At 58.3% G+C, this 23,585-nt stretch carries 19 protein-coding genes and 1 tRNA gene; 16 read left to right on the top strand and 4 right to left on the bottom strand.

Translation table 11 applies throughout. The features are described from left to right. Positions 1-97 precede the first annotated feature (97 nt). Both OCA5_RS01930 and OCA5_RS01925 read left to right on the top strand, forming a co-directional pair. The gene (locus OCA5_RS01930) at positions 98-2,917 is read left to right on the top strand and encodes a [protein-PII] uridylyltransferase (protein WP_013912775.1); all 2,820 of its coding nucleotides are present in this window, start codon (positions 98-100) and stop codon (positions 2,915-2,917) included. 145 nt (positions 2,918-3,062) lie between these two features. Continuing rightward, positions 3,063-5,324, top strand: a complete 2,262-nt coding sequence (locus OCA5_RS01925) for a transglycosylase domain-containing protein (protein ID WP_012561312.1) — start codon at positions 3,063-3,065, stop codon at positions 5,322-5,324. A gap of 65 nt (positions 5,325-5,389) precedes the next feature. Here the strand turns inward: OCA5_RS01925 and OCA5_RS01920 are convergent, their stop codons facing one another. After that, positions 5,390-6,085, bottom strand: coding sequence for a M48 family metallopeptidase (locus OCA5_RS01920; protein WP_244405986.1), 696 nt, complete (start codon positions 6,083-6,085; stop codon positions 5,390-5,392). On the opposite strand from OCA5_RS01920, the gene OCA5_RS19415 reads away from it, so the two are divergent. Next, the gene (locus OCA5_RS19415) at positions 6,014-6,418 is read left to right on the top strand and encodes a hypothetical protein (RefSeq protein ID WP_244396217.1); all 405 of its coding nucleotides are present in this window, start codon (positions 6,014-6,016) and stop codon (positions 6,416-6,418) included. The two genes, OCA5_RS01920 and OCA5_RS19415, sit on opposite strands and share 72 nt — an antisense overlap. Positions 6,419-6,483: 65 nt before the next feature. Here the strand turns inward: OCA5_RS19415 and OCA5_RS01915 are convergent, their stop codons facing one another. After that, positions 6,484-7,812 carry a polyhydroxyalkanoate depolymerase gene (locus OCA5_RS01915; RefSeq protein WP_013912772.1) on the bottom strand — a complete coding sequence of 443 codons (1,329 nt, stop codon included), beginning with the start codon at positions 7,810-7,812 and terminating at the stop codon, positions 6,484-6,486. 150 nt (positions 7,813-7,962) lie between these two features. On the opposite strand from OCA5_RS01915, the gene OCA5_RS01910 reads away from it, so the two are divergent. The 4 genes from OCA5_RS01910 to OCA5_RS01895 all read left to right on the top strand — a co-directional run bounded on the left by OCA5_RS01910 (position 7,963) and on the right by OCA5_RS01895 (position 10,923). Further along, entirely contained in the window at positions 7,963-9,294 is a 1,332-nt protein-coding gene (locus OCA5_RS01910) for an ActS/PrrB/RegB family redox-sensitive histidine kinase (protein ID WP_193372362.1), read from the top strand. 117 nt (positions 9,295-9,411) lie between these two features. Then, positions 9,412-9,984 (top strand): ActR/PrrA/RegA family redox response regulator transcription factor, encoded by a 573-nt coding sequence (locus OCA5_RS01905; RefSeq protein WP_041559621.1) that lies wholly within the window; start codon positions 9,412-9,414, stop codon positions 9,982-9,984. 130 nt (positions 9,985-10,114) lie between these two features. Beyond that, positions 10,115-10,348 carry a hypothetical protein gene (locus tag OCA5_RS01900; RefSeq protein ID WP_012561317.1) on the top strand — a complete coding sequence of 78 codons (234 nt, stop codon included), beginning with the start codon at positions 10,115-10,117 and terminating at the stop codon, positions 10,346-10,348. A gap of 17 nt (positions 10,349-10,365) precedes the next feature. After that, positions 10,366-10,923, top strand: a complete 558-nt coding sequence (locus tag OCA5_RS01895) for a biliverdin-producing heme oxygenase (protein ID WP_012561318.1) — start codon at positions 10,366-10,368, stop codon at positions 10,921-10,923. Here the strand turns inward: OCA5_RS01895 and OCA5_RS01890 are convergent, their stop codons facing one another. Further along, positions 10,924-11,412 (bottom strand): MmcB family DNA repair protein, encoded by a 489-nt coding sequence (locus OCA5_RS01890; RefSeq protein ID WP_012561319.1) that lies wholly within the window; start codon positions 11,410-11,412, stop codon positions 10,924-10,926. It lies immediately after the preceding gene. 133 nt (positions 11,413-11,545) lie between these two features. Between OCA5_RS01890 and OCA5_RS01885 the strand changes: the two genes are divergently transcribed. The 8 genes from OCA5_RS01885 (at position 11,546) to OCA5_RS01850 (ending at position 18,487) form a co-directional block, all read left to right on the top strand. Beyond that, entirely contained in the window at positions 11,546-12,217 is a 672-nt protein-coding gene (locus tag OCA5_RS01885) for an MBL fold metallo-hydrolase (protein ID WP_013912768.1), read from the top strand. Positions 12,218-12,333: 116 nt separating this feature from the next. Continuing rightward, positions 12,334-13,434 (top strand): NADH:flavin oxidoreductase/NADH oxidase, encoded by a 1,101-nt coding sequence (locus OCA5_RS01880; RefSeq protein WP_012561321.1) that lies wholly within the window; start codon positions 12,334-12,336, stop codon positions 13,432-13,434. 44 nt (positions 13,435-13,478) lie between these two features. Next, positions 13,479-13,745: an Ada metal-binding domain-containing protein gene (locus OCA5_RS01875; RefSeq protein ID WP_012561322.1), complete on the top strand. Its 267-nt coding sequence runs from the start codon at positions 13,479-13,481 to the stop codon at positions 13,743-13,745. Positions 13,746-13,799: 54 nt separating this feature from the next. After that, positions 13,800-14,204 (top strand): YccF domain-containing protein, encoded by a 405-nt coding sequence (locus tag OCA5_RS01870; RefSeq protein WP_012561323.1) that lies wholly within the window; start codon positions 13,800-13,802, stop codon positions 14,202-14,204. 51 nt (positions 14,205-14,255) lie between these two features. Beyond that, a tRNA-Arg gene (locus OCA5_RS01865) sits at positions 14,256-14,332 on the top strand. Positions 14,333-14,701: 369 nt separating this feature from the next. Continuing rightward, entirely contained in the window at positions 14,702-15,457 is a 756-nt protein-coding gene (locus OCA5_RS01860) for a tyrosine-type recombinase/integrase (protein WP_244396119.1), read from the top strand. 700 nt (positions 15,458-16,157) lie between these two features. Further along, the gene (locus OCA5_RS01855; RefSeq protein WP_041559535.1) at positions 16,158-16,373 is read left to right on the top strand and encodes a hypothetical protein; all 216 of its coding nucleotides are present in this window, start codon (positions 16,158-16,160) and stop codon (positions 16,371-16,373) included. Positions 16,374-16,531: 158 nt separating this feature from the next. After that, positions 16,532-18,487 carry a DEAD/DEAH box helicase family protein gene (locus OCA5_RS01850; RefSeq protein WP_012561325.1) on the top strand — a complete coding sequence of 652 codons (1,956 nt, stop codon included), beginning with the start codon at positions 16,532-16,534 and terminating at the stop codon, positions 18,485-18,487. Positions 18,488-18,589: 102 nt separating this feature from the next. On the opposite strand, the gene OCA5_RS01845 is transcribed toward OCA5_RS01850, so the two are convergent. Beyond that, the gene (locus OCA5_RS01845) at positions 18,590-20,278 is read right to left on the bottom strand and encodes a DNA cytosine methyltransferase (protein ID WP_012561326.1); all 1,689 of its coding nucleotides are present in this window, start codon (positions 20,276-20,278) and stop codon (positions 18,590-18,592) included. 123 nt (positions 20,279-20,401) lie between these two features. On the opposite strand from OCA5_RS01845, the gene OCA5_RS18600 reads away from it, so the two are divergent. Next, positions 20,402-23,494: a helicase-related protein gene (locus OCA5_RS18600; protein WP_012561327.1), complete on the top strand. Its 3,093-nt coding sequence runs from the start codon at positions 20,402-20,404 to the stop codon at positions 23,492-23,494. Positions 23,495-23,585 lie beyond the last annotated feature (91 nt).

The following is a 23,585-nucleotide window of genomic DNA, read 5'->3' as shown; positions in this document are numbered from 1 at the left end:
ATATTTGCTTCGGTCCCTGGCCGGATGGGAGAATGTTCTTGTCCTTGTTGCGGCTTCGCCAGTTCAATTGTTTTGCAGTGACACGCTCATGAGCACGATGCCGCCTCCCGTCCCCGCAACCGCTTCTCCTGACGAGGCTCGCGAACGAAGCAGCGAAGTCATCCTCGGCTTCGATGCCGCCAAGGTAATGGTCCGGATCGGAACGCTTGCTGAAAAGCACAGCGGGCGGGACGAAGCCTTCCGCTCGGCGATGGCGCAGCTTCTCAAGAGCGAGCTCGTCCACGCCCGCGAGGTGGCACAGACTGAACTCCTTGCCGAGCGGCATGGCCGACGCACCGCCGAACGGCTCTGCGCCTTGCACGATGCAATCATCCGTATCCTCTACAACGCCGCGACCTGGTATCTCTATCGTTCTCCGACACCATCGGATTCCGAGCGGATGTCGATCGTCGCGACCGGCGGTTACGGCCGCGGCCTGATGGCGCCGGAGTCCGACATCGATCTGTTGTTCGTGCTGCCCTACAAGCAGACAGCGTGGGGCGAGCAAGTCGCCGAAGTCATCCTGTATTGCCTCTGGGATATGGGGCTCAAGGTCGGTCACGCGACACGCACCGTCAGCGAATGCATCCGTCATGCGCTCGGCGACATGACGATCCGCACCGCGATTCTCGAAAGCCGCTATCTGATCGGCGACCTTGCTCTCTACACTGAGCTAATCGAGCGCTTCGACAAGGAGGTCGTACAGGGCACGGCATCCGAATTCGTCGCCGCCAAGCTCGCCGAGCGCGAGGAACGCCTTACCCGCGCGGGACAGTCGCGCTATCTCGTCGAGCCCAACATCAAGGATGGCAAGGGCGGCCTGCGCGATCTTCATACGCTGTTCTGGATCGCGAAATACGTCTATCGCGTCCGCGATACGCGTGAACTCGTCAAGCGCAACGTGTTCGACGCTGCGGAGTATCGGACCTTCCGCCGCTGCGAGGATTTTCTCTGGTCGGTCCGCTGCAACATGCACTTCCTGACCGGCCGCGCGGAAGAGCGGCTGTCGTTCGACATCCAGCGCGAGATTGCACAGCGGCTCGGCTACACCTCACACCCCGGCATGCAGGACGTCGAGCGCTTCATGAAGCACTATTTCATGGTGGCGCGGCAGGTCGGCGGCCTCACCGCCATTCTCTGCGCCAAGCTCGAGGAGCAGGAGGCAAAGCCTGCCCCGATGCTCAACCGTGTGATGGAAAGGCTGCGGCCACACAAGCGGCGCGGCAAGATTGCAGGCACCGAAGATTTCATCGTCGACAATGCACGCATCAACCTCGCAGCACCGAACGTCTTCAAACATGATCCAGTCTCGCTGATCCGCATCTTCCGCCTCGCACAGAAGAACAATCTCGATTTCCATCCCGACGCGATGCGCGCGGTGACGCGTTCGCTCAACCTCATCACACCGCAAGTGCGCGAGAATGCGGAAGCAAACCGCCTGTTCGTCGAAATCCTGACCTCGCCAAATGCGGAGACGGTGCTGCGGCGCATGAACGAGACCGGTGTGCTCGGCCAGTTCATCCGCACCTTCGGCAAGATCGTGTCGATGATGCAGTTCAACATGTATCACCACTACACCGTGGACGAGCATCTGATCCGCTGCGTCGGCATCCTGCAGGAGATCGAAGCCGGCACCAACGAGGAGTTCGTGCTCGCCAACGATCTCTTCAGGAAGATCCGGCTCGATCACCGCGCCGCGCTCTACATGGCGGTGTTCCTACACGACATCGCCAAGGGCCGGCCCGAAGATCATTCGATCGCGGGCGCCAAGGCCGCGCGGCGGCTGTGCCCGCGCTTCGGATTCAACTCCGCCGATACCGAGCTCATCGCCTGGCTGATCCGCGAGCATCTCACCATGTCCACGGTCGCGCAGTCACGCGACCTCTCCGACCGCAAGACCATCGAGAATTTTGCTGCCGTCGTGCAGTCGGTCGAGCAGATGAAGCTGCTTACGATTCTCACCACCGCCGACATTCGCGGCGTCGGCCCCGGCGTGTGGAACGGCTGGAAGGCGCAACTGCTGCGCACGCTCTATTACGAGACCGAGCCTGCGCTTACCGGCGGGTTCTCCGAAGTGAACCGCGCCCGCCGCGTCGATGCTGCACTGGCCGAATTCCGCAACGCCTTCACCGAATGGCCAGAGGCGGATGTCGAGGCTTATCTCGGCCGGCAATATCCGGCCTACTGGCTCAAGGTCGAGCTGCCGCAGAAAATCCGCCACGCCCGTTTCATCAAGAACGCCGATATGAGCGGCAAGAAGATCGCGATCGAAGTCGGCTTCGACGAGAGCCGCGCCGTCACCGAACTCACCGTGCTCGCACCCGATCACCCCTGGTTGCTTTCGATCGTGGCCGGTGCGTGCGCCGCCAATGGCGCGAACATCGTGGACGCACAGATCTACACCACGACCGATGGCCTCGCGCTCGACACCATCGCGATCTCGCGCGAGTACGACCGCAACGAGGACGAAGCCCGGCGCGCGGCGCGTATTGGCGAACTGATCGAGCAGGTGCTCGAAGGCAAGGTGCGCCTGCCGGAGGTGATGGCACGCCGCACCCAGTCACGGGCCAAGACCAAGGTATTCGTGGTCGAGCCGGAGGTCGTCGTCAACAACCAGTGGTCGGAGGTCTACACCGTGATCGAGGTGTCCGGCCTCGACCGCCCCGGCCTGCTCTATCAGCTCACCACCGCGATCTCGAAGCTCAGCCTCAACATCGGCTCGGCCCACGTCGCAACCTTCGGCGAGCGCGTCCGCGACGTGTTCTACGTCACCGACCTGATGGGGGCGCAGATCACCGCGCCGACCCGGCAGGCCGCGATCAAACGGGCGCTGGTGCATCTCCTCTCAAACGCAGACCCCACGCGGGGCGCGGCCTAGCGGTCCGGCCCAGCAGAGAGTGAATGTCAAATTCGCTCCACCAGGGCGGAACCGCTAACGCGCGTTAACCAGTCGGTAACCTGCCCTTAAATCGCCGCCGTTAGCTTCCACCCCGGCAGCGAAGGAAGGCACGGGCTTTAAGCGGATGGCGCGGAAGAAATCAGGCGGGCGCCGCGAACCGAAATTCGAGGGGCGATCGTCCCTCGACGGCTTGCGCCTGAGCCGCACCGACCGTGTCGGCGATTCCAACGATTATGAAGACGAGGACGAGCCGCCGGTGCGCACCAGCCGCCGTGAGAAATCCGAGCCGTCGCGTAAAGGCAGGCCTCGCAAGGGTCGCGCCGCTGCCAAGACCTCGCTCCGCAAGCGCTTTGGCCGCGTCGCCTATTGGAGCGTTGTGCTTGGCCTGTGGGCGATGATCGCCGCCGTCGGCGTGGTGGTATGGGTCGGCGCGCATCTTCCCTCAATTCAGTCGCTGGAAATTCCGAAGCGTCCGCCGACCATCCAGATCGTCGGTACTGACGGCTCGGTGATCGCAACGCGCGGCGAGATGCCGGGCGCCAACGTCGCGCTGAGAGATCTGCCGTCCTATCTGCCGAACGCCTTCATCGCCATCGAGGACCGCCGCTTCTATTCGCATTTCGGCATCGATCCGATCGGCATCGCGCGCGCTGCGCTCGCCAACGTCCTTCACCGCAGTGTCGCACAGGGTGGCTCGACGCTGACGCAACAACTCGCGAAAAACCTGTTCCTGACGCAGGAGCGCACGCTGCAACGCAAATTGCAGGAGGCCGAGCTCGCGCTGTGGCTTGAGCGCAAATACAGCAAGCAGGATATTCTCGAACTCTATCTCAACCGCGTCTATTTTGGCTCCGGCGCTTACGGAGTCGAAGCCGCCGCGCAGAAGTACTTCGGCAAGCCCGCGAAGAATGTGACGCTGTTCGAGGCGGCGATGCTGGCGGGCCTCGTCAAATCGCCATCGCGGCTTGCGCCGAACCGCAATCCCGAAGGCGCGGAGAAGCGCGCCGATACCGTGCTCGCGGCGATGGTGGATGCGAAATTCATCACGCCCGCACAGCAGAAGACCGCCGCCGCGCATCCGTCGTTCGCGGTGAAGCCGACCGGCGCCGGCACCATCAATTACGTGGCGGACTGGATCGGCGAAGTGCTCGATGATCTGATCGGTCAGGTCGACCAGAATATCGTGGTGGAAACCACGATCGATCCGAAGCTGCAGAGCGTCGCCGAAGCCGCGATCATCGATGAACTCGCGGCCAAGAGCGTGAAGTTCAATGTGAGCCAGGGCGCGCTCGTTGCGATGACGCCGCGTGGCGCGGTGCGCGCCATGGTCGGCGGGCGCAACTATGCCGAAAGCCAGTTCAACCGCGCGGTGACGGCGAAGCGCCAGCCCGGCTCGGCGTTCAAGCCGTTTGTCTATCTCACCGCACTCGAAGCAGGACTGACGCCGGACACCGTGCGCCAGGATGCGCCGATCGACATCAAGGGCTGGAAGCCCGAGAACTATAGTCATCAGTATTTCGGTCCGGTGACGCTGACGCAGGCGCTCGCGATGTCGCTCAACACGGTCGCGGTGCGGCTCGGCGTTGAAGTCGGCCCGCAGAACGTGGCACGCACCGCGCATCGCCTCGGCATTGCCTCGAAGCTTGCGCCGAATGCAACGATCGCGCTCGGCACGTCGGAAGTCTCGCCCACCGAACTCGTCAGTGCTTACGCGACCTTTGCCAATAACGGCGGCGCCGTGTCGCCGCATGTCATCCTGCGCATTCGTGCGGCGGATACCGGCAAGGTGCTCTATGTGCGTCTGCCCGATCCCGGCTCGCAGGTCATCGACCCGCGCTATGTCGCGATGATGAACGCAATGATGCACGAGACGCTGGTGATCGGCACCGCGAAGAAGGCGGACATTCCCGGCTGGTATGCCGCAGGCAAAACCGGCACCAGTCAGGATTTCCGTGACGCCTGGTTCATCGGCTACACCGCACACCTCGTCACGGGTGTGTGGCTCGGCAACGACGACAGTTCGCCAACGAAGAAGGCAACCGGCGGCGGGTTGCCGGTCGAGGTGTGGACGCGCTTCATGAAAACGGCACACGAGGGCGTGGCGGTTGCAAACCTCTCGGTGCCGCAGGCGAGCAATCCGATCAGCGACTTTTTCCAGTCGTTCTCGCGCGAGACGCCATCAGCGCAACCGCTGGGCCCGGCTGCGTCGGATCAGGCGACCTATGCGAGGGAACCGTCTCCGGGTGCGGGCCGCTACGGCCAGCCCGCCTATCCGGCGCGTAGCGGCAATACGCGACCGCCTCCAACCCAAGCCTCCGGACGCCCGGAAGCCGATGCAGGCCTTTCCGGCGGCGGCTGGCTGATGGATCGCTTGTTCGGGCGATAGAGCGCTTCTTATTGAAGGCGCTGTCTCGAAGCGAACCGGTCCCGCTTCGCTCGCTCGAAAACGCTTTAATCCCTCACGCCGTAGCGGTGCAGGTTGTTGCCGTGGACATCGAGCCATTTCTTGGCGCGCTCGGTGTGCGGGCAGATTCTCCCGACCACCCTCCAGAACCGCGGCGAGTGGTTCATCTCGACGAGATGTGCAACCTCATGGGCGGCGAGATAATCGAGCACATAGGGCGGCGCGAGGATCAGCCGCCACGAGAACGACAGCGCGCCCGCCGAGGTGCATGATCCCCACCGGCTCGACTGGTCGCGGATCGAAATGCGCGTCACCTTGACGCCAAGCATTTCGGCGTAATGGTTCGACACGCGGGTCAGTTCGCGCCTTGCCTCGCGCTTGAGGAAATCGAGCACGCGGCGCTCGACATGCTCAACGCCGCCCGCCACGCACAAAATCTTCTCGCCGCTGTCGCGCGTCTCGGCCCAGACCGTCCCGCGCTCACCGGCGCGATGCACGATCTTGTGTGACACATGACGGAGCGGCAGCAACGTACCGGCCGCAAACGGCACCGCCTTCGGCAGACCGCCGAGGCGCGCTGCAATCCACGCGCCATGACGCTCCGCAAACTCCCGTGCATCCGAGAGATTGCCGCGCGGCGGCATTGTCAGGATGGCTTCACGGCGGCTCGGATGGATGCGCAGGGTGTATCGCCTCGCGCGCCGATGCCTTCGCAATTGAACCGCATAAATCGCGGAGCCGATTTTGACGGCCAGCGTGCGGGGTTCGGTGGGACGGCGATAAAGAAGGGCGCGAAAAGCCATGGCAGAGGACCCAAGGGCGAGAAGGAGGCCCGGATTTTGCCATATCCGCCGCCCTGGAAATCCATCCTGGCTAAAACAAATCATTTGCCCAATATCTCGTGGGGCTTAGCTGCAGTCAGCCTAGATAAGGCGTGCTGGAACAGAGATTCGCAATTCATTTCTATCACAAAATGTCTCGCGCTTCAGAGGTACTTTCGTCACTTTGATGCCACAAAATTTATTGTCGAAAACAATAAATTTTCCAACGGTTTAGCCCAGACCTGGCATGACTGACGATACTCCGGCCGCAGAAAGGTCGAAGATTCAGGCACTTGTTGCGAATCCTGCTCGCAAGTCGGCTATTCAGCCGCCGCGCTGGTCTCCCCGGCCGCCTCGACGGAAGCGATGAAATCCGAGATGCGCGGCAGGATCTCGGCACGAAACCGCGAGCCGTTGAAAACGCCGTAATGGCCGACGCCTTTCTGCATGTAATGCACCTTCCGCTCGGCCGGAATCGAGGTGCAGAGGTCATGCGCGGCCTCGGTCTGGCCGATGCCGGAGATATCGTCGTTCTCTCCTTCGACCGTCATCAGTGCGACGCGGCGGATCTTCGAGGGGTCGACCAGAGCGTCGCGATGCTTCAGTTCGCCTTTCGGCAGCGCATGCTTCACGAACACCTCGTCGACCGTCTGCAGGTAGAACTCTGCCGTGAGGTCCATAACCGCGAGATATTCGTCGTAGAATTCGCGATGCTTCTCGACGAGGTCGCCGTCGCCTTTCACGAGGTTATCGAACAGCTTGCGGTGCGCCTCGAGGTGACGCTCGAAGTTCATGCTGACGAAACCGGTCAGCTGCAGGAAGCCGGGGTACACATCGCGCATGAAGCCCGGATGCGGAAACGGCACCTTGCTGATCACGTTGTTGCGGAACCAGTCCATCCCCTTCTCGGCCGCGAGCGTGTTCACCGCGGTCGGATTGCGCCGCGTATCGATCGGCCCGCCCATCAGGATCATCGATGCGGGCACGAACGGATCATGGCGCGCCTCCATCACCGAGACTGCGGCAAGAACCGGCACCGATGGCTGGCAAACGCCAACAACATGAACGTGGCCGCCAAGCGCATGCAGCATTTCAATGACGTAATCGACGTAATCGTCGAGATCGAAACGCCCCATCGCGACCGGCACCATGCGGGCATCAACCCAGTCGGTAACGTAAACTTCGTGATTGGGAAGGAAGGCTTCGACCGTACCGCGCAACAGCGTCGCGTAGTGACCGGACATCGGCGCCACGATCAGCACGCGAGGCTGCGTCTCGCGCAGCGGGCGCAGGAATTTGCGACGGAAGTGCAGGAGCTTGCAGAATGGTTTCTCCCAGACCGTTCTCACTTCTACCGGGGTCGAGACGCCGTTTACATCGGTGCGGTCGATGCGCCATTCGGGCTTGCCGTAGCGACGAGTGGTGCGCTCGAACACCTCGCAGCTCGCCGCAACCGATTTGCCGAACTCGGTGGTGGTGAACGGGTTGAGCGGGCTCTGGAACATCAGCCGCGTGGCATCGGCGAACGCACGGGCCGGCGTAAGCGAGGCTTGCCCCAGTTCATACATCCAGTACATCGGGGAAACGACAGGCGCGCCCTCGTGATCTGGTAAGGACGGCGGCCGTCCAAATTCCCCAATCGGCGGCATTCGCGAATCCCCCTTTAGATTTTGCACTGCGGCAGCATGAGGGCAGCATTGCGCTGCGTCAATCCGCCCTATGGAGTGGAGATAGGGTTTCTCAACGGCGGCATCATCGTAAGCTATCGGAATATTCTGCAATTTAAGGTTGACGTATACATGCTGGTCATGGGCGACACGCTCCACTCCGATTTCCGCCACCCGAGGCCGGATGTGCGTCTGCACACCATCCTGCGACTTCGGTGGCTCGCGGTGCTGGGGCAACTCACCGCCATCTTCGTGGTGGCGCAGGGATTCGATTTCGAAGTTCCCATTCTGGCCTGCCTCACCGTCATCGGCTTATCGGCAGGTCTGAACCTCGCGCTGCAGATTGCGTTCGCACCAACCCATCGGCTCGACCCGGTATTCGCGGCGGCGCTGCTCGCGATGAACATCATCGAACTCGCCGCGCTGCTGCTGCTGACCGGCGGACTGCAGAACCCGTTCTCGTTCCTGTTTCTCGCTCCGGTACTGATCTCCGCGACAGCACTGCCGACCCGCTACACCATCGCGCTCGGCCTGCTCGCCGCCACCTGTGCGACGATCCTCGGCTTCTTTCACATGCCGCTGCCCTGGAACGGCGACGAGCCTCTGGTGCTGCCACCGACCTACATGATCGGCGTCTGGCTCTCGATCATCATGGTGCTTGTGGTGACGAGCCTCTATGCCTTCCAGGTCACCGAAGAAGCGCGCAAGCTCTCGGACGCGCTCGCCGCCGCCGAACTCATTCTCACGCGCGAGCAGCACCTCACCCAGATCGACGGGCTCGCCGCCGCCGCCGCGCACGAACTCGGCACGCCGCTCTCAACCATCGTTCTTATCTCCAATGAATTGCAGAAGGCCGCCCAGAGCCGCTCGCCGGACGATCCGCTGATCGGCGATCTCACCGCGATCCGCGAACAAGCGATGCGCTGCCGCGACATCCTCGCCAAGATCACGCAATTGTCCTCCGGCGGCGCGCCGTTCGACCGGATGCCGCTGACCAGCCTGATCGAGGAGGTGGTCGCCCCCCATCGCGAATTCGGCGTCGCCATCCACATTCGTATCGCGGCCGGCAACCCGCCCGAGCCGGTCGGGTTGCGGAACCCGGCGGTGCTCTACGGCATCGGCAATATCGTCGAGAACGCCGTCGACTTCGCGGGGGAGACCGTGGCGGTGCAGGCGGGGTGGAACTCCGAGCGCGTCGATATCGTCATCTCGGACGACGGCCCCGGCATTCCGCCCGACCTCCTGAAACGGATCGGCGAGCCTTACCTTTCGCGCCGCGTCGGCAGGGACAGCCGCAGCGACCATCGCGGCCTCGGCCTCGGCGTGTTCATCGCCCGCACGCTCCTGGAACGTACGGGGGCCAAAGTGAGTTTTGCCAACCGGCCGTTCCCGAACCATGGCGCGGTGGTCACCATTTCCTGGCCACGCGGACGCTTTGAAACCGGCATCAGCGGCCCCACTTAAGGAGAGATCATGCGGAAAGTCCTTTAAGGAAAAACCGCAGTGAGGCACTCTGCCGCATAGGCCCGACATATTGCCGGATCAATTTGGAATAGGATGAACATGGACAAAGGAAAAGCCATGTACGCAGCCACCCAGTCATCGTCTTATCAATTGCCTGTTGAACCCGCGCCCCGCACCTTGCTGATCGTCGAGGACGACAAAGCCTTCCTCGAACGCCTGTCGCGCGCGATGGAAACCCGCGGCTTCACGGTTACGAGCTGTGACAACGTCCCCGAGGGCCTCGCCTGCATCGAGCAGTCGCCGCCGGCTTTCGCCGTGGTCGATCTGCGGGTCGGTGACGGCAACGGGCTCGACGTCGTCGCTGCGCTGCAAAGCAAGCGGCCGGGCGCTCGCGCAATCGTGCTGACAGGCTATGGCAACATCGCCACCGCCGTGACGGCGGTGAAGCTCGGCGCGGTGGACTATCTTGCGAAGCCCGCCGACGCCGACGAAGTCGCGGCCGCATTACTCGCGGTTGGCGGCGCCAAGTCGGAACTGCCGCAGAACCCGATGTCGGCCGATCGCGTACGCTGGGAACACATCCAGCGCATCTACGAGATGTGCGACCGCAATGTTTCGGAGACGGCGCGGCGGCTCAACATGCATCGCCGCACGCTTCAGCGCATTCTCGCCAAGCGCGCGCCGCGCTAAGCAAAGCGGCAACCGATAAAATATCGTTCCGGCTCGCCTCAAGCGGGCCGGAACTTTTTTGTGCGGCCCTGCGTTTCTCAGGCAAGAGTTAACAGACGCAAACAGGAGGCGCGGCCACGCCGCGCACGATATGAGAAAAGCACGGCACATCGACATTTCGACGCGGCTCGAAGCCACCAAGCGCCTTGGTCTGCTTGAGGATTATCGCGTGGATTGGGACAAGCCACTCGGCGCGCCGCGCGTTACTGTCCGCGGACGTCCCGCCTATCCCGCCCAGATCACCAAGAATTATATCGCCGACCTTCTCGGCGAACTCGTGCCGGCGCGCGAGATTGTGGTGACGCGGGCGCGATCAGGCGCCTGAGATTTTGCGAGCGGGTCATGATCATCGATCTCATCCGCGATGCCACCCGAACCTCCCACCGGCGGCTTGACCTTGCCTTGTCGTGGCTCGACCTCAGCAAGCCGCGTTATTACGCGGCCTTCCTGCGCGGGCAGGCAGAGGCACTATTTCCGCTTGAAGCAGCACTTGAGCGCGCCGGCATCACGCACATCCTGCCGGACTGGCCGCAGCGGGCGCGCACGGCCGCGCTTGAGGACGATCTGATCGCGATGGATATCGGTTGTGCGCCATTAGCTGAGCCACAATTCGATGGTGCCGCCGAAATGCTCGGCGCAGTGTATGTGCTGGAAGCAACCCGCGTGAGTGCGCGCGCGATGCTGTCGCGCCTCGCGGAATATCCCGATTCAGATTCGATCGACGCAACGAAATATCTGCGCCACGGCTTCGGCAAGAGACTATGGCCGAGCTTTCTCGATGTGCTCGAAACGCATCCGGCCACGCTCGCCGATCCGCCCGCCGCGGTGCGAGGTGCCAAGATCGCTTTCGGCATGTTCGAGAATGCGCTGGTGCCGATCGTCAGCACCGCCGCCGAATAATCACTCGTCGATCAGACCGTGGCCCTGTGGATCGATTAGCCGGCTCATCCGCCCCGCGGCGGCCAGACCAAAGCGGATCATCATCACCTTGCGCGTCGGCGCCGCCAGGCGATGCTCGGGCGCCTCGCAATGCAGGAACGCGCCATAGCCGTCCGCAACGATGAGGCCGGTTTCCGGCGGAAATAGCTCGCATGGCAGTTCGCTCGGAAAAGCAAAAAACAGCCGGTCGCAATGGGCGCGGTAGCTTTCCCATTTGCCGTCGGCCCGCAGATCCGCGCGCGAGGACTTGATCTCGACGATCCAGATCTCGCCCTTCGGATTCATCGCCACGAGGTCGGCGCGGCCGCCCGAGGGCAACGGCAATTCCGCGACGCAGGAAAATCCAAGTGAGGCAAGAAACCGCGACGTGCCGCGCGCAATTTCGCGCGCCGTCTCCGACTGACGGCCATCGGCGGGACAGATCACGATATCAAGGGACGATTGAGGCATCGCGCTATCCTAAAACAGACCGGCCGCGCCGCCCAGTGAAGATCGACTTTCGCGCGGTCTTTCTGCGGAGGCCCTTCCACTCCACCTGAAAATTCACTTGGCCCCGGCAGAAAAATGCGCTTTCTGGGCGCGCATGAGCGAAGAGACGAGCCCTGAGGCGCCGAAAGCAGGCGCCAGCATCATTCCCGTAACGCCGTTCCAGCAGAACTGCACGCTGCTGTGGTGCGAGACGACCAAGAAGGCCGCGGTCATCGATCCCGGCGGGGACGTGCTCGACATCCTCAATGCGATCAAACAGGCAGGCGTCAAGGTCGAGCACATCTGGCTCACCCATGGCCATGTCGATCATGTCGGCGGCGCGGCGGAGCTGCGCGATCACCTCAAGGTGCCGATCACCGGCCCGCACATCGCCGACAAATTCCTGCTCGACAACGTCGTCGAAACTGCCCGCAACTACGGCCTCACGGGCTTGCGTGACGTGACGCCCGATAACTGGCTCAATGAGGGCGACACGGTGAGCGTCGGCGAACTGACGTTCGATCTCTTGCACTGCCCCGGCCACTCGCCGGGCAGCATGGTGTTCTTCAGCAAGGCGCTGAAATTCGCGATCATGGGCGACGTGCTGTTCAACGGCTCGATCGGCCGCACCGATCTGCCCGGTGGCGATCACGCCACGCTACTTGCCTCGATCCGCGACAAGGTACTGCCGCTCGGCGACGATGTCGGCTTCATCTGCGGCCACGGCGCTGGCTCGACTATCGGCCACGAGCGGCGGACCAACCCGTTCCTCAACGGCTTGGCCTGACGCTTCACACTATCGGCGTCTTGCGTGCGGCGGCGCGGAGACGTCAAATCGGCGGCACCAAATCGTGCAGCTTTCTCTCCGGCCACTCCATCCCATCAACGATAGCGAGACCACGCGTGAGTGAACTGTTCACACCTTGGCAGCTTGGATCGCTTGCCCTTTCCAACCGCATCGTCGTCGCGCCGATGTGCCAATACTCTGCCGAGGACGGCAGTGCCACCGACTGGCACATGATCCATCTCGGCCAGCTTGCACTGTCGGGCGCCGGCCTTCTCGTTCTGGAAGCTTCGGCAGTCAATCCGCAGGGACGCATTTCGCCGCGCGATCTCGGCCTCTATTCTGACGCCAACGAAGCGGCGCTCGCGCGCGTGCTACGCGCCATCCGCACCTACTCGCCGATCAAGGTCGCCATCCAGTTGGCACATGCCGGGCGCAAAGCCTCGACGAACGTGCCGTGGGAAGGCGGCGGCCAGATCGCGCCCAACGCGCCGACCGGCTGGCAGACCGAAGCGCCGTCCGCGCTTCCTTTCGAGACCAGCGATCATCCGCCACTCGCACTCGATGCGCAGGGCCTCTCGCGCGTGCGCGATGAGTTTGTTCGCGCAGCCCGACGCGCCGCCACTCTCGGGTTCGAGGGCATCGAGCTGCACGGTGCGCACGGCTATCTGCTGCACCAGTTTCTCTCGCCTCTGTCCAACACCCGTACTGATGCCTATGGCGGCAGCCTCGAGAACCGGATGCGATTTCCGCTCGAAATCTACGACGCGGTGCGCGCTGCATACCCGCAGGACAAGCCTGTCTGGATTCGTGTCTCGGCGACCGACTGGGCGGACGGCGGATGGGACCTCGAAAGTTCGATTGCTTTCGCAAAGGAATTGAAGGCCCGCGGCTGCCCGGCCATCCACGTCTCGAGCGGCGGGCTCACGCCAGCGCAGCAGATCAAGGTCGGGCCGGGCTATCAGGTGGAATTTGCCGCGCGGATTCGCGCCGAGGCTGAAATTCCGACCATCGCGGTTGGGCTCATCACGGGGGCGCAGCAGGCCGAGGACATCCTCGTTAAAGGACAGGCGGATGCGATCGCGCTCGCGCGCGGCATTCTGTACGATCCGCGCTGGCCGTGGCACGCCGCGGCCGAACTCGGTGATCATGTCCACGCCGCGCCACAATATCTGCGCTGCACGCCGCACGGCCATTCCGACTTGTTCAAGGCAGAGTGAGCGGCCTCATCGCGGACCACAACGAAGCCGCAGGAGCGAGCTTCATGACGAGCAAAACCTATCGCCTGCTCGGGCCTGACGGCGCATTCTATGACAGCGCCACACCAGGCCTGTTCGGCGGCCATGCGAAGCAACGCATTTACGGCCGCCTCGACTGCCGCGCCGCTGCTCGCGCACTGGCGAAAGGCGACACCTATCGCAGACACCGCGTGTTCTTCGCCAATGAGGCCAGCGCGATCGGAGCGGGCTATCGTCCTTGCGCGGTCTGCCTGCCGACCCAATATCGAGCGTGGCGCATCACCGCGGGGTGACGCGTGCCCGCGCTCACTCGAGCCGGGGCAACGCAGACCACGAGAGCAGCACGCATGGCTCCGGTTTCGCTTTTCCTGAATATTCTCTGGATCGTGCTTGGCGGCTTCTGGATGGCGGTCGGCTGGATGATCGCGGCCGTGCTGATGGCCATCACCATCATCGGCATTCCGTGGGCGCGCGCCGCGATGACGATCGCCGGCTACACGCTGTTTCCGTTCGGCCAGCGCGCCGTTTCGCGCGAACTTGCCTACGGCCGCGGCGACATCGGCACCGGACCGCTTGGCATGATCGGCAACATCGTCTGGTTCATCCTCGCAGGCTGGTGGCTGGCGCTCGGCCACCTCGGCACCGCGCTTCTGATGGCGATCACCATTATCGGCCTGCCATTCGCCTGGGCCCACCTCAAGCTCGCCGGCATCGCGCTGTGGCCGATCGGCAAGACCATCGTCCCGGCGTGAGCCTCAGGTTCGCGTTGCCGGACGCCGCGCGATCCGATAAAGGGACAGGAGGCACCCGTAGCTCAGCTGGATAGAGCGTTGCCCTCCGAAGGCAAAGGTCACACGTTCGAATCGTGTCGGGTGCGCCAGTAATAACATGCTGGAATTACTAACTTCTCGGCTCGAAGGCGACTGTTTCCTGAATCTCCGCAAGGCCAATTCGTCACAGCATTGTCACAGCTGGACGGAAAAGCATGCCAACTATCAGAAAACGAGGCGCGACATGGCAAGTCCAAGTTCGCCGCTCAGGATACCCCTCTATCTCCAAATCATTCCCTACTCGCGCGGACGCTCTCGCTTGGGCGCGAGAGAAGGAGCGAGCCGTTGATCGGTCGGAACTGCCACTCAACGTGAGGCAGTTGAAGCTAACCACTGTCGCTGACCTCCTTACGCGCTATGCAAGTGAGATTACACCCGCAAAGCGAGGGGCCGTCTCCGAACGCTCGCGAATAAGAACGATGCTCACCCACAAGCTTGCGCAGATGAGCTTGAATAACATGTCTGGGGCTATCGTCGCGCGGTACAGAGATGATCGATTGAAGCACGTGCAGTCGGCGTCTGTGCGGCGAGAGCTGATAATTCTCCGACATGTATTCGAAGTAGCCATACGTGAGTGGGCAATACCTTTGGCGAAGAATCCATGCAGCCAATTGCGCTTTCCTCAAGATGCCCGGGCGCGCGAACGTCGCTTGCTCGGCTATGAGGAGAAGCAATTATTCGATGCGATTGGTCCTCGTACCGCGTGTTACATGCGAGCCTTGTTGACGTTATTGGTAGAAACCGGGATGCGACGTGGCGAGTTACTATCTATCTGCTGGAACGATGTTGATCTGGTCAATCGTACTGTTCGGATACTCAATACAAAGAACGGGCATCCCCGCCGCATCCCGCTTACTCCTGTAGCCACCAGCACTCTCGCCGCATTGACAAGAGCGAGTGACGACAGACGGGTTTTTCCTCTCAGCTCAAACGCTGTGCGACTAGCTTGGGAGCGGCTTAGGAAGAGAGCGAGTCTTCCGGACTTGCGGCTTCACGATCTACGCCATGAAGCTGTATCGCGGTTTTTTGAGTACGGCCTTTCCGTGCCAGAGGTGGCTCTCATCAGCGGTCACCGTGAACTCAAGATGCTTAGCCGCTACACGCATCTGCAACCTGAAAGAATAGCAAACAAGCTAGCGCAAATTAGCCAGTTGGATGCGAGCCATGTTGCCTGAAAAACAGCGCCCTAACGGAGAGTCGGGTTTGGATTTGCTCTCTGTTACAATGGGCTGGGGTCTAATGCTGCTTTGTATGGTTCAAGTCGTCCTGCCGCCCCTATTCCCAATCGTTGTGGTGGCTATCGCTATTAGGTGTGCCTTCATAGTGGTTGGCTGTCTCTATCAACTAGCGACAACGATTAAATCGAAGGTCCGATTTCGTAAGCAGTAGATCAGAAATTGCAGTGGGCTACGGCTCGGCAAAGAAGCTGCTCCTGCTATGAGCGGCCACGGTCGTTCCCCGGACCTTGAACCCGGGAACGACTACCATCTGCAATGGCGAATGCCGAAGCAGCGGAAGTTAACGACTGCGCCAATCTGCGAAAGCCAACGGTCCCATCCCGGAGGTAATTATGCCATCGGCAACCCCAGAACTTGCCTGAATCTGAGTGACCGCCCCCATCTGCAATAGCAAAGCCTAAAAGCACATCCAAAAATAGCAGAAACGAGTTCTGCAACCTTAAGGATGACCCCTCCCATCTGCAATAGCCGAACGTCATCGGCATTGAAGGGGCAACTACGTCCATCTGCAATCATAAAAGCAGCCGGTCGGAGCTGCGCGTTCGTGTGATGGTGGGTATTTGTCAGGTCTACCATTGCACATCCCGTACACCTACCGATCAGTATTAAGCGGCACCCACAACCATGAAAGGACCCCATGAACGACCACGCCCGGAGCAACCGGGTTCACTACCGTGAACGCACGACCGACCCGACTACCAAGAAGGGACATATCCTCTCAGTCCGTGTCGACGAAGAAACTTTTCAGAAGCTGACCCACCTCAGGAAGTTGCTTGCCAGCAGGATCGGTGTTCGTGAGACCACCATGTCTACCGCGGTAGCCTACTGCATCACCACGGCCAAGGCAGACTGAACCGAACCATAAACGTCCTTGGAATGCTGGTCTCTTATAGCATTCCAAGGCGGTTTTTAAACGACTTCCACTGACTGCATCTGTCCCGCCGCGTCAGGGAGGTCACATTCCCCACACCCAAGTCACCTGCATCCTGGCTCACAAGTGAGACCGGGCAAATGGTGCTTGAATCAACATCAATAGAACCGGTCATGAATGAACAACTCAAAGATGCCTACTTCGACGCTCTCAAGGAACAGATCGAGTGGCGAAAATTCGAACACGACCAGAAGAAGGGCGCTCAAGACTTTCACAAGATTAAGCACCGCCTGACCCCGTTCGACAACGAGGTCGCTGAATGCATATTCAACGCTGGCACCCTCGCCATGCAGGACAGCGAACAAGGTATAGCGCAATATCGAGTCGTCTCCGCGCCCACGGGAAGCGGTAAGTCGAGCTTCGCTCAAGCCTTCATCAAGGGCTATCTCGCAACAAACTACGACGCCTCCGTTCTATATCTAGTAGAAACAATCGATCAAGCCGAGGATGTCTTCAATGAAATGAGTAACCTACTTGACGAAGATAGCGTTGCTGTCTGGACGTCGGCCCACGATTGGAACGCCAACACTTCCGAAGACCTTATGGAGGAGTACGGGTTCATCCCAACGATGCGTTTTAAGCTCGAAGAACTGGGCAGTTATCCTGTAGCGATCGTCACCCACAACTTCTATCGAGGATCTCGCGCCGATCAGGCCGTTGTCTACAAGGGACGAGATCGGAAGCTGATCTTTGTCGATGAGAAGATGGCGGACGTCTCGCTTTATGATGTCGATACCGGCCTAGTGAAAACCGTGCGAGATGGCTTTGCTGAAAGCTATTCAGCAAACATCGAAGGAGTTGCCCAACTTACAAGGCTGCATAACCATTTAGAAAACATCTGGCAATCGGCTGACAACAAACGACCGTACGATGTAATAGCCCCAGCGGAACTGAGCTGGTTTCTGTCCGACGCGGCCAAGAGATACCTTCTATCACCGGATGATCGAGTAAAGAGCGTGTTTGGGTTCGGCAGAGCTTTGGCGCAGGGCTTCGCATTTCTCTCCCGTTACGATCAGAACGGAAAAGGTGCTCGTTTCATCGGTTATGAAATGACGATGCCGTTGAGGCCCGGCACCATTCTGTTAGACGCGACAGCAGACATCGACGGGGTTTCACTTATCGCAAACAACCGCGAGCCAGTGCCTGTCCCACAAGTCGATTTTCGCAACCTCTCGATTACACATATTGATCCGCCATTCTCAAAGAATGCGAGGATCAGTCAAATCGTCAAGGACGCCACAAAAGCGAAGGCCTATGCGGAATGGATTTGGAACACCGTTATTGAGAACACTGAAGTTGGTGAGAGGGTTCTCGTTGTCGTTCACAAAGCCATGCTCGACTTGGAGTTCTTACCTCATCTCGATCTTGGATTTGACGAGGCCCCACTAATAACTCACGGCGCTCGGCAAGTGCGGCTCATAAACTGGGGGAGCGGCATCGGATCAAATAGATGGAAGGACGCCGATGCCGTGTTCTTGTTTGGTGATTTTCATCTACCGAAGCGGGCAATCATCGGAACTGCACTCGGCCTAAAGGAGCAGCGAGCCGACAACGAAGCCTTGGCTCAGTTCCAGAGTCCGAAGTCGCAAGCCAGCGAACTACTCATGCTTGGTGATGGCCACCTCTGTCGCCATCAGAAGCAGCTGGCTATGCGCGGCAACGCTCGCAACATCAGCTGGGACGGCACGTGCGGCGTTCAACGCCTCTACATTACAGGTGCACTAAAGCGCCTCATTCGCTACAAGGACGTACTGTTTCCTGGGGCCACAGTAAAGGTACGTGAACCTGAGAAACGCTTAAACCGAGGCGGGAGGGACGCACTCGTAGCGCTTCTCTACGGATCGACGAATGACGTCATCACCACGATCGATGTGAAATATTTGACCGGAATTGATCTAAGAAAGAACAAGAACTGGTATCTGGAATCGGCCGAGGTGGTGGAAGCAATGAGACAGCAAAACTGGCACTTCCAGCCTGGAAAAGGCGGCAGAGGCAAGACGGGACAGTTCGTGCGCCTGACAAAAAACGCAGCATGATCGAGGCATAACCTCACATAAATCGGGAGCAGGGATTTTCTCTCTGCTCCCGTAGCGGGCTATTTGGCTCAGTCCTAGGCCACCAACATCGTGCTTTTCTGGCTAAGTAGTGAAACTGACTGCTATGACCTGCTCATTCAGCTCAGATGTCGCGCGAGGTTTATAATATTGATTTCCGATAAACTCATTCACGATCGAGCCAATAGTCAGACCTGCCACAATACGTGAAGAGTTACGCTCAAGTTTGCCGATGCCCACAACCTTACGTACGCGTCTCCCGTAACGCTCTAGAATAGCCTTATTCACCAGCATCGAGCAGATACCGGCATGGCTTGTCAAAATCTCCGAGAGTTCCGCGCCCGCAGCATCAACACAGTCGAGCAACTCGAATGGATGGGTTTTACCTCGCGCCTTATGACTCCATACCTTCTGCATATTTTGCAAATCAGCCGTTGCTAAAAATTTGGAGACACGCAAGCAGACTGCCTTTACATCCTTTCCAACGGAACTAGGAAGATTTTTGATTACATCCCGCTCGAAGCCTTGACCTAACCTCAGATCATGAATCGACTTAGAGCTTCCGAAATAAAAATTTATGAGCCAGTTTGTACCGCGAACACTGTGCGCGTTCACAAGCTCAAATCTAACACCGCTTTTCAACCGAAGACTTGGTACTGCAAAGCGAAACGTTCTCGACGACGGGTATTTCGATCCAGGCTTTTCTGGTCGAGCACTCGGAGCCTCCACCGGCTTTTTGAGTAAGAGCTTTGCTCTAGCCGCTATTGATGGAATCCTTCGAACAGACGTTCTCTTGATCGTATGACCAACATAGAAGGAAAATAGCGGCGGAAGCGCATTACCCACCAATTTTAACTTCTGCGCATGGGTTCTGCCGCAGAACTGATAGGTTATTGGGAATCCTTGAAGGCAAGCCCTCTCCCTCACTGTAAGACGCCGCACTGCATCAGGCGTCACGGAATCAGGGATTACGATACTTTCCCGCGATACACGGGTGCAGGTAGCGGTAATCGTTCTAACGCTACGATTAAGCGAATCCGGGAATGGCATCTGATTGTAGACTGGATGCGCAGTCTTATTCGCTCGATTGATTCGAGTTTCTTCGTCGTTGAGACAATCTTCGATAACGTGGTCGGTCAGCGATGCTTTTGAAAGTTGAATTTTATATATTGGATCTATCACACTATCATTCGCGAGCGCTTCAACAATCTCTCCCAGAGTTCGCTTGGTTGCGTTAGCGGAAAACGCGTGAAGCAGATCAAAATCGAAATTCCCTGCAATACACCGCAATCTCCGTTGCGGGAGTCCAAATTCTTCCATGTTAACGACGCGCGCTTTGATGCCGAGGTGATGGAAACGTCGCAAACGCCCACCGGGTCTCAGCTCTGCTTCGATTATCTGAGCTACGCGCGGAACGTTTTCCATAGCCCACACTTTCGGCTTCACATAATCAACGATCTTTAAAAAGCAGACGATGTCTTTCAAGCCATCTTCAATATCACCCTTGCCACCACGATTCGCATACGAGAACTGAGTACAGGGCGGACTACCAACCACGACGTCAACATTTTTGGGAAGGCTCTTAAGATCGATCTTCCGAATGTCTACGGTCGATGTCGGATGAGAATTATTGAGGTCATTCGTTTTATTGGCAAACTCCGACAACTCGTAAGATGCGATGACGTCGATCCCCGCCAACCTAAGCCCAAGAGACCATCCGCCAACCCCGGAATAAAGGTCAATTGCCGTAATCCTCTTAGCCGCTTTCCGCATGGCCGCACTTTCGAAGAATGGATCGCCTACCCTACAGAGACTCCTTGAGTAGATCTACAGAACGTTTGAGATTTCAACTCGATTTTTGATAAGGTTGGCTTAGCCACTAACGTGGGTGATCAAATGAGCTCTTTTATCGATTTCAGGAACGAAGAAGATGCGAAATACGCTGCGGCGGAACGCTTTGTTTGCTGGCTTGAGCAGAAGGCAATAAAGGATGCCAGAGGCGATGATTTGTTCGCATCGGAGGTCAATCCAACGGGCCGATTTTGGCTCGGCCGGCTGGGTCCTAAAGATGAAGTAACTAGGCTTGACGGTCGAGCGGATCGACTAGAGCCGTGCGCTATCGGCCTCCGCGTCAGGCCAAAGGAATTCTCTGGTAATTTTTCAGTCCGCGTGAGCTGTGTTCTTTGGCTCCGCGACCGCGCCACAGAAGGCGACCATCGCTGGAAATGGACCAAAACGAATCCGATAGTCAGTGAGATACAAGTAACAATTCCGGAAGATTCCACTGAAAAAATATTTGGGCAGGAAACGATCAGCGCCTCCCTTTCTGCTGCATCTGGACAATCATTAAGCGGTGAGGTGCGAATCCGACGGACAACTCGTTCCGTTCCCGGGGTCGAAATCACTTTCGTGAATTCCACTACTCCTGCTGACGAGCTGGTCGCAGTTGCGGAAGGAAGATTTTTCGAATGCTCCTTAACCGTGCAAAATCTGGAGAGAGAATACTTTGAACTCGACTCGCTACCCGATAGCTTCCGGTATGATCGCAAAGTTGAGGCATTCGGAATCAACTGTGGAATTCATGTATCGGGTCTGGAGATAAGCACTTGCGATAGTCTTTCTCGATCTCGTTTAAGGCCAAGCTATTGGGCGGGGGAAAATGCCTGCCCGGATATGGAGTTTACAGAGCTCGCGAAGAACCCGCTGCCTACTTGCAATCAGCTTGCTGCTGAATTTGAAAAATGGGCGATATCGTCATGGTCCGAAGAAGCACTTTCCGCCCGCGCCAGCGCTGAGGGCTGGTCCGCAGCAATGCAACAAGAAGCCAGCACAGCCGCATCTGACTTCAACGAGGAACTCCAGCGTGTAAAGCGGGGTGTTGAAACTTTAGAGAGCAATTCTCAACTTTTGTACGCGTTCAAACTAATGAATCGGGCAATGAAAATATCCGCCCGGGGAAAATACAGCAGTTGGCGTCCCTTTCAGCTAGCTTTCTTACTTTCGAATATCGACTGCCTTGTCGATCCTAAGAAAGAATCTGAAGTTGTAGATATAGTATGGTTCGCAACAGGTGGTGGAAAGACTGAGACTTACCTTGGACTGTTGATCACCGCTGCGCTTCTCGATCGCATTCGAGGCAAGCTGTCGGGGATTACGGCGTGGTCAAGATTTCCTCTAAGACTTCTGTCCCTTCAGCAAACTCAAAGATTCGCCAATGCGCTTGCCGCCGCAGAAATTGTTCGGCGGGAAGAAACCATAGAAGGCGATCCTTTTTCACTCGGATTTCTTGTGGGTGGAGCAGCAACGCCTAATCGAATTTTAAAAGAGAATAAGCGGGAAACAGACTGGGATGCTGATCGCGTAGAGGATTTACAAAATCCATTTCGTCTTTTGGACGTCTGCCCATTTTGTAGAGAGCGATCGGTGTCCACTAATTTCGATCGTAGAAATTGGCGACTAATACATACTTGCTCGACCTCAGGATGTGAGAGTCAGGGTGAGCCGCTTCCCCTCTTCGTAATCGATGACGAAATTTGGCGCTTTCTTCCAACCATTGTGGTCGGCACATTGGATAAAGCCGCCAATATAGCGCGACAGCCTGGCATGCGAGGACTTGTCGGTTCGCCTTGGGGCATTTGTAGCCGACCGGGTCATGGCTACACCTATGCGAAACGCTACAATTTTCCAAATGGGTGCCTCGTTCCAGATTGCAAAGGAGGCAATCCCTCGCCGCTTCCAATCGAAGCGAATCTTTATGCGCCGTCCTTTCGCTTACAAGACGAACTTCATCTCTTGCGTGACAGTCTCGGCGCAGTGGACGCCCATTATGAAGCTATTCTTGACGGACTCCAGCACGAGCTTACTGGATCGAAGCCGAAAATACTTGCTTCGTCTGCAACCCTCGCGGGCTATCAAAAGCAAACGTCGGTCTTGTACAGGCGGTCTGCTCGCGTGTTCCCGCAACCAGCTCCTCGCGAAGGCGCGGGATTCTGGGCAAAAGACTCTGAGCTCCTTATGCGACGTTATATTGCGCTTGCGCCGCGACGTTTGACCGTCGAATTTGTAGTAGATCGCCTAATTGTGACTCTTCAACAAGCCATTCGTTCTCTCAACAACACACCGGCGCTTGTTTGCGAAGAGCTAAATATCGATGTTCGTTTTGCATCCTTCCTAATCAATATTTACGGAACAAACGTAATTTATGGAAATACTTTGCAAGACTTAGATGCAGTGGTCCGGTCATCTGAAACCCAATACACCGGCATTAATCCCCCGCCCAATATCGAGACGCTAACAGGGCGAACCGAATTTGAAGACGTCCGTGCAACGCTCGATCGCTTGGAGCATCCAGAGGAGAACTTCGATGAACGAATACATTTAATTGCCGCATCATCCATGATGTCTCATGGGGTTGATATAGATAGGCTCAATATTATGGTGATGCTTGCTTTCCCGCTAGGTGTCTCGGAATTCATTCAAGCTACTGCGCGCGTGGGTAGACGATGGCCCGCCCTAGTTATTGTCGTTCCGAAAATGACTAGAGAACGTGACGCAAGTCTCTATAGAGCCTTTCCGGAATTTGTCTCTCAGGGCGACCGGTTCATTGACGCTATCCCTATCACCCGAAAGAGCCGAAGAGTTTTGGAACGGACAATTGCGGGGATGGAACTCGCACGGCTTGCTAATATTCATGAGCCAAATTCAACACTACCTCTCACAACTCCGCGCAACTTGAACGCCTATGTGCGAGATAATCCTGACGTGCTTGAGTCGGATCGTCAGGCTATTTCGCGGAATCTTGAACTCGACGAAATCGACGAGTTTTTGCTTGAAGAAATGGCACTTTGGTTCGAGGGCTTTCGCCGAAATCTTCGTGAGCCAACAAGTGACGCTAAATTTGTCTCGGATTTGTCACCTACAGGACAACCGATGCTTTCACTGCGCGATGTAGAAGAACAAGCACCCGTGAACGGGGACAACGCTTCATGAAAGAGCGGCGAAGCACATCTCAAATTTTATTTGGCCACCTTCCGGAGCAGACCGTTGACGTTGGAGGAGGCATTTGGAAAGTCCGCCGATG

It is taken from the genome of Afipia carboxidovorans OM5, from assembly GCF_000218565.1.
Classification (GTDB): Bacteria; Pseudomonadota; Alphaproteobacteria; order Rhizobiales; family Xanthobacteraceae; genus Afipia; species Afipia carboxidovorans.
This window is presented reverse-complemented; position numbering and strand designations above follow the sequence as displayed.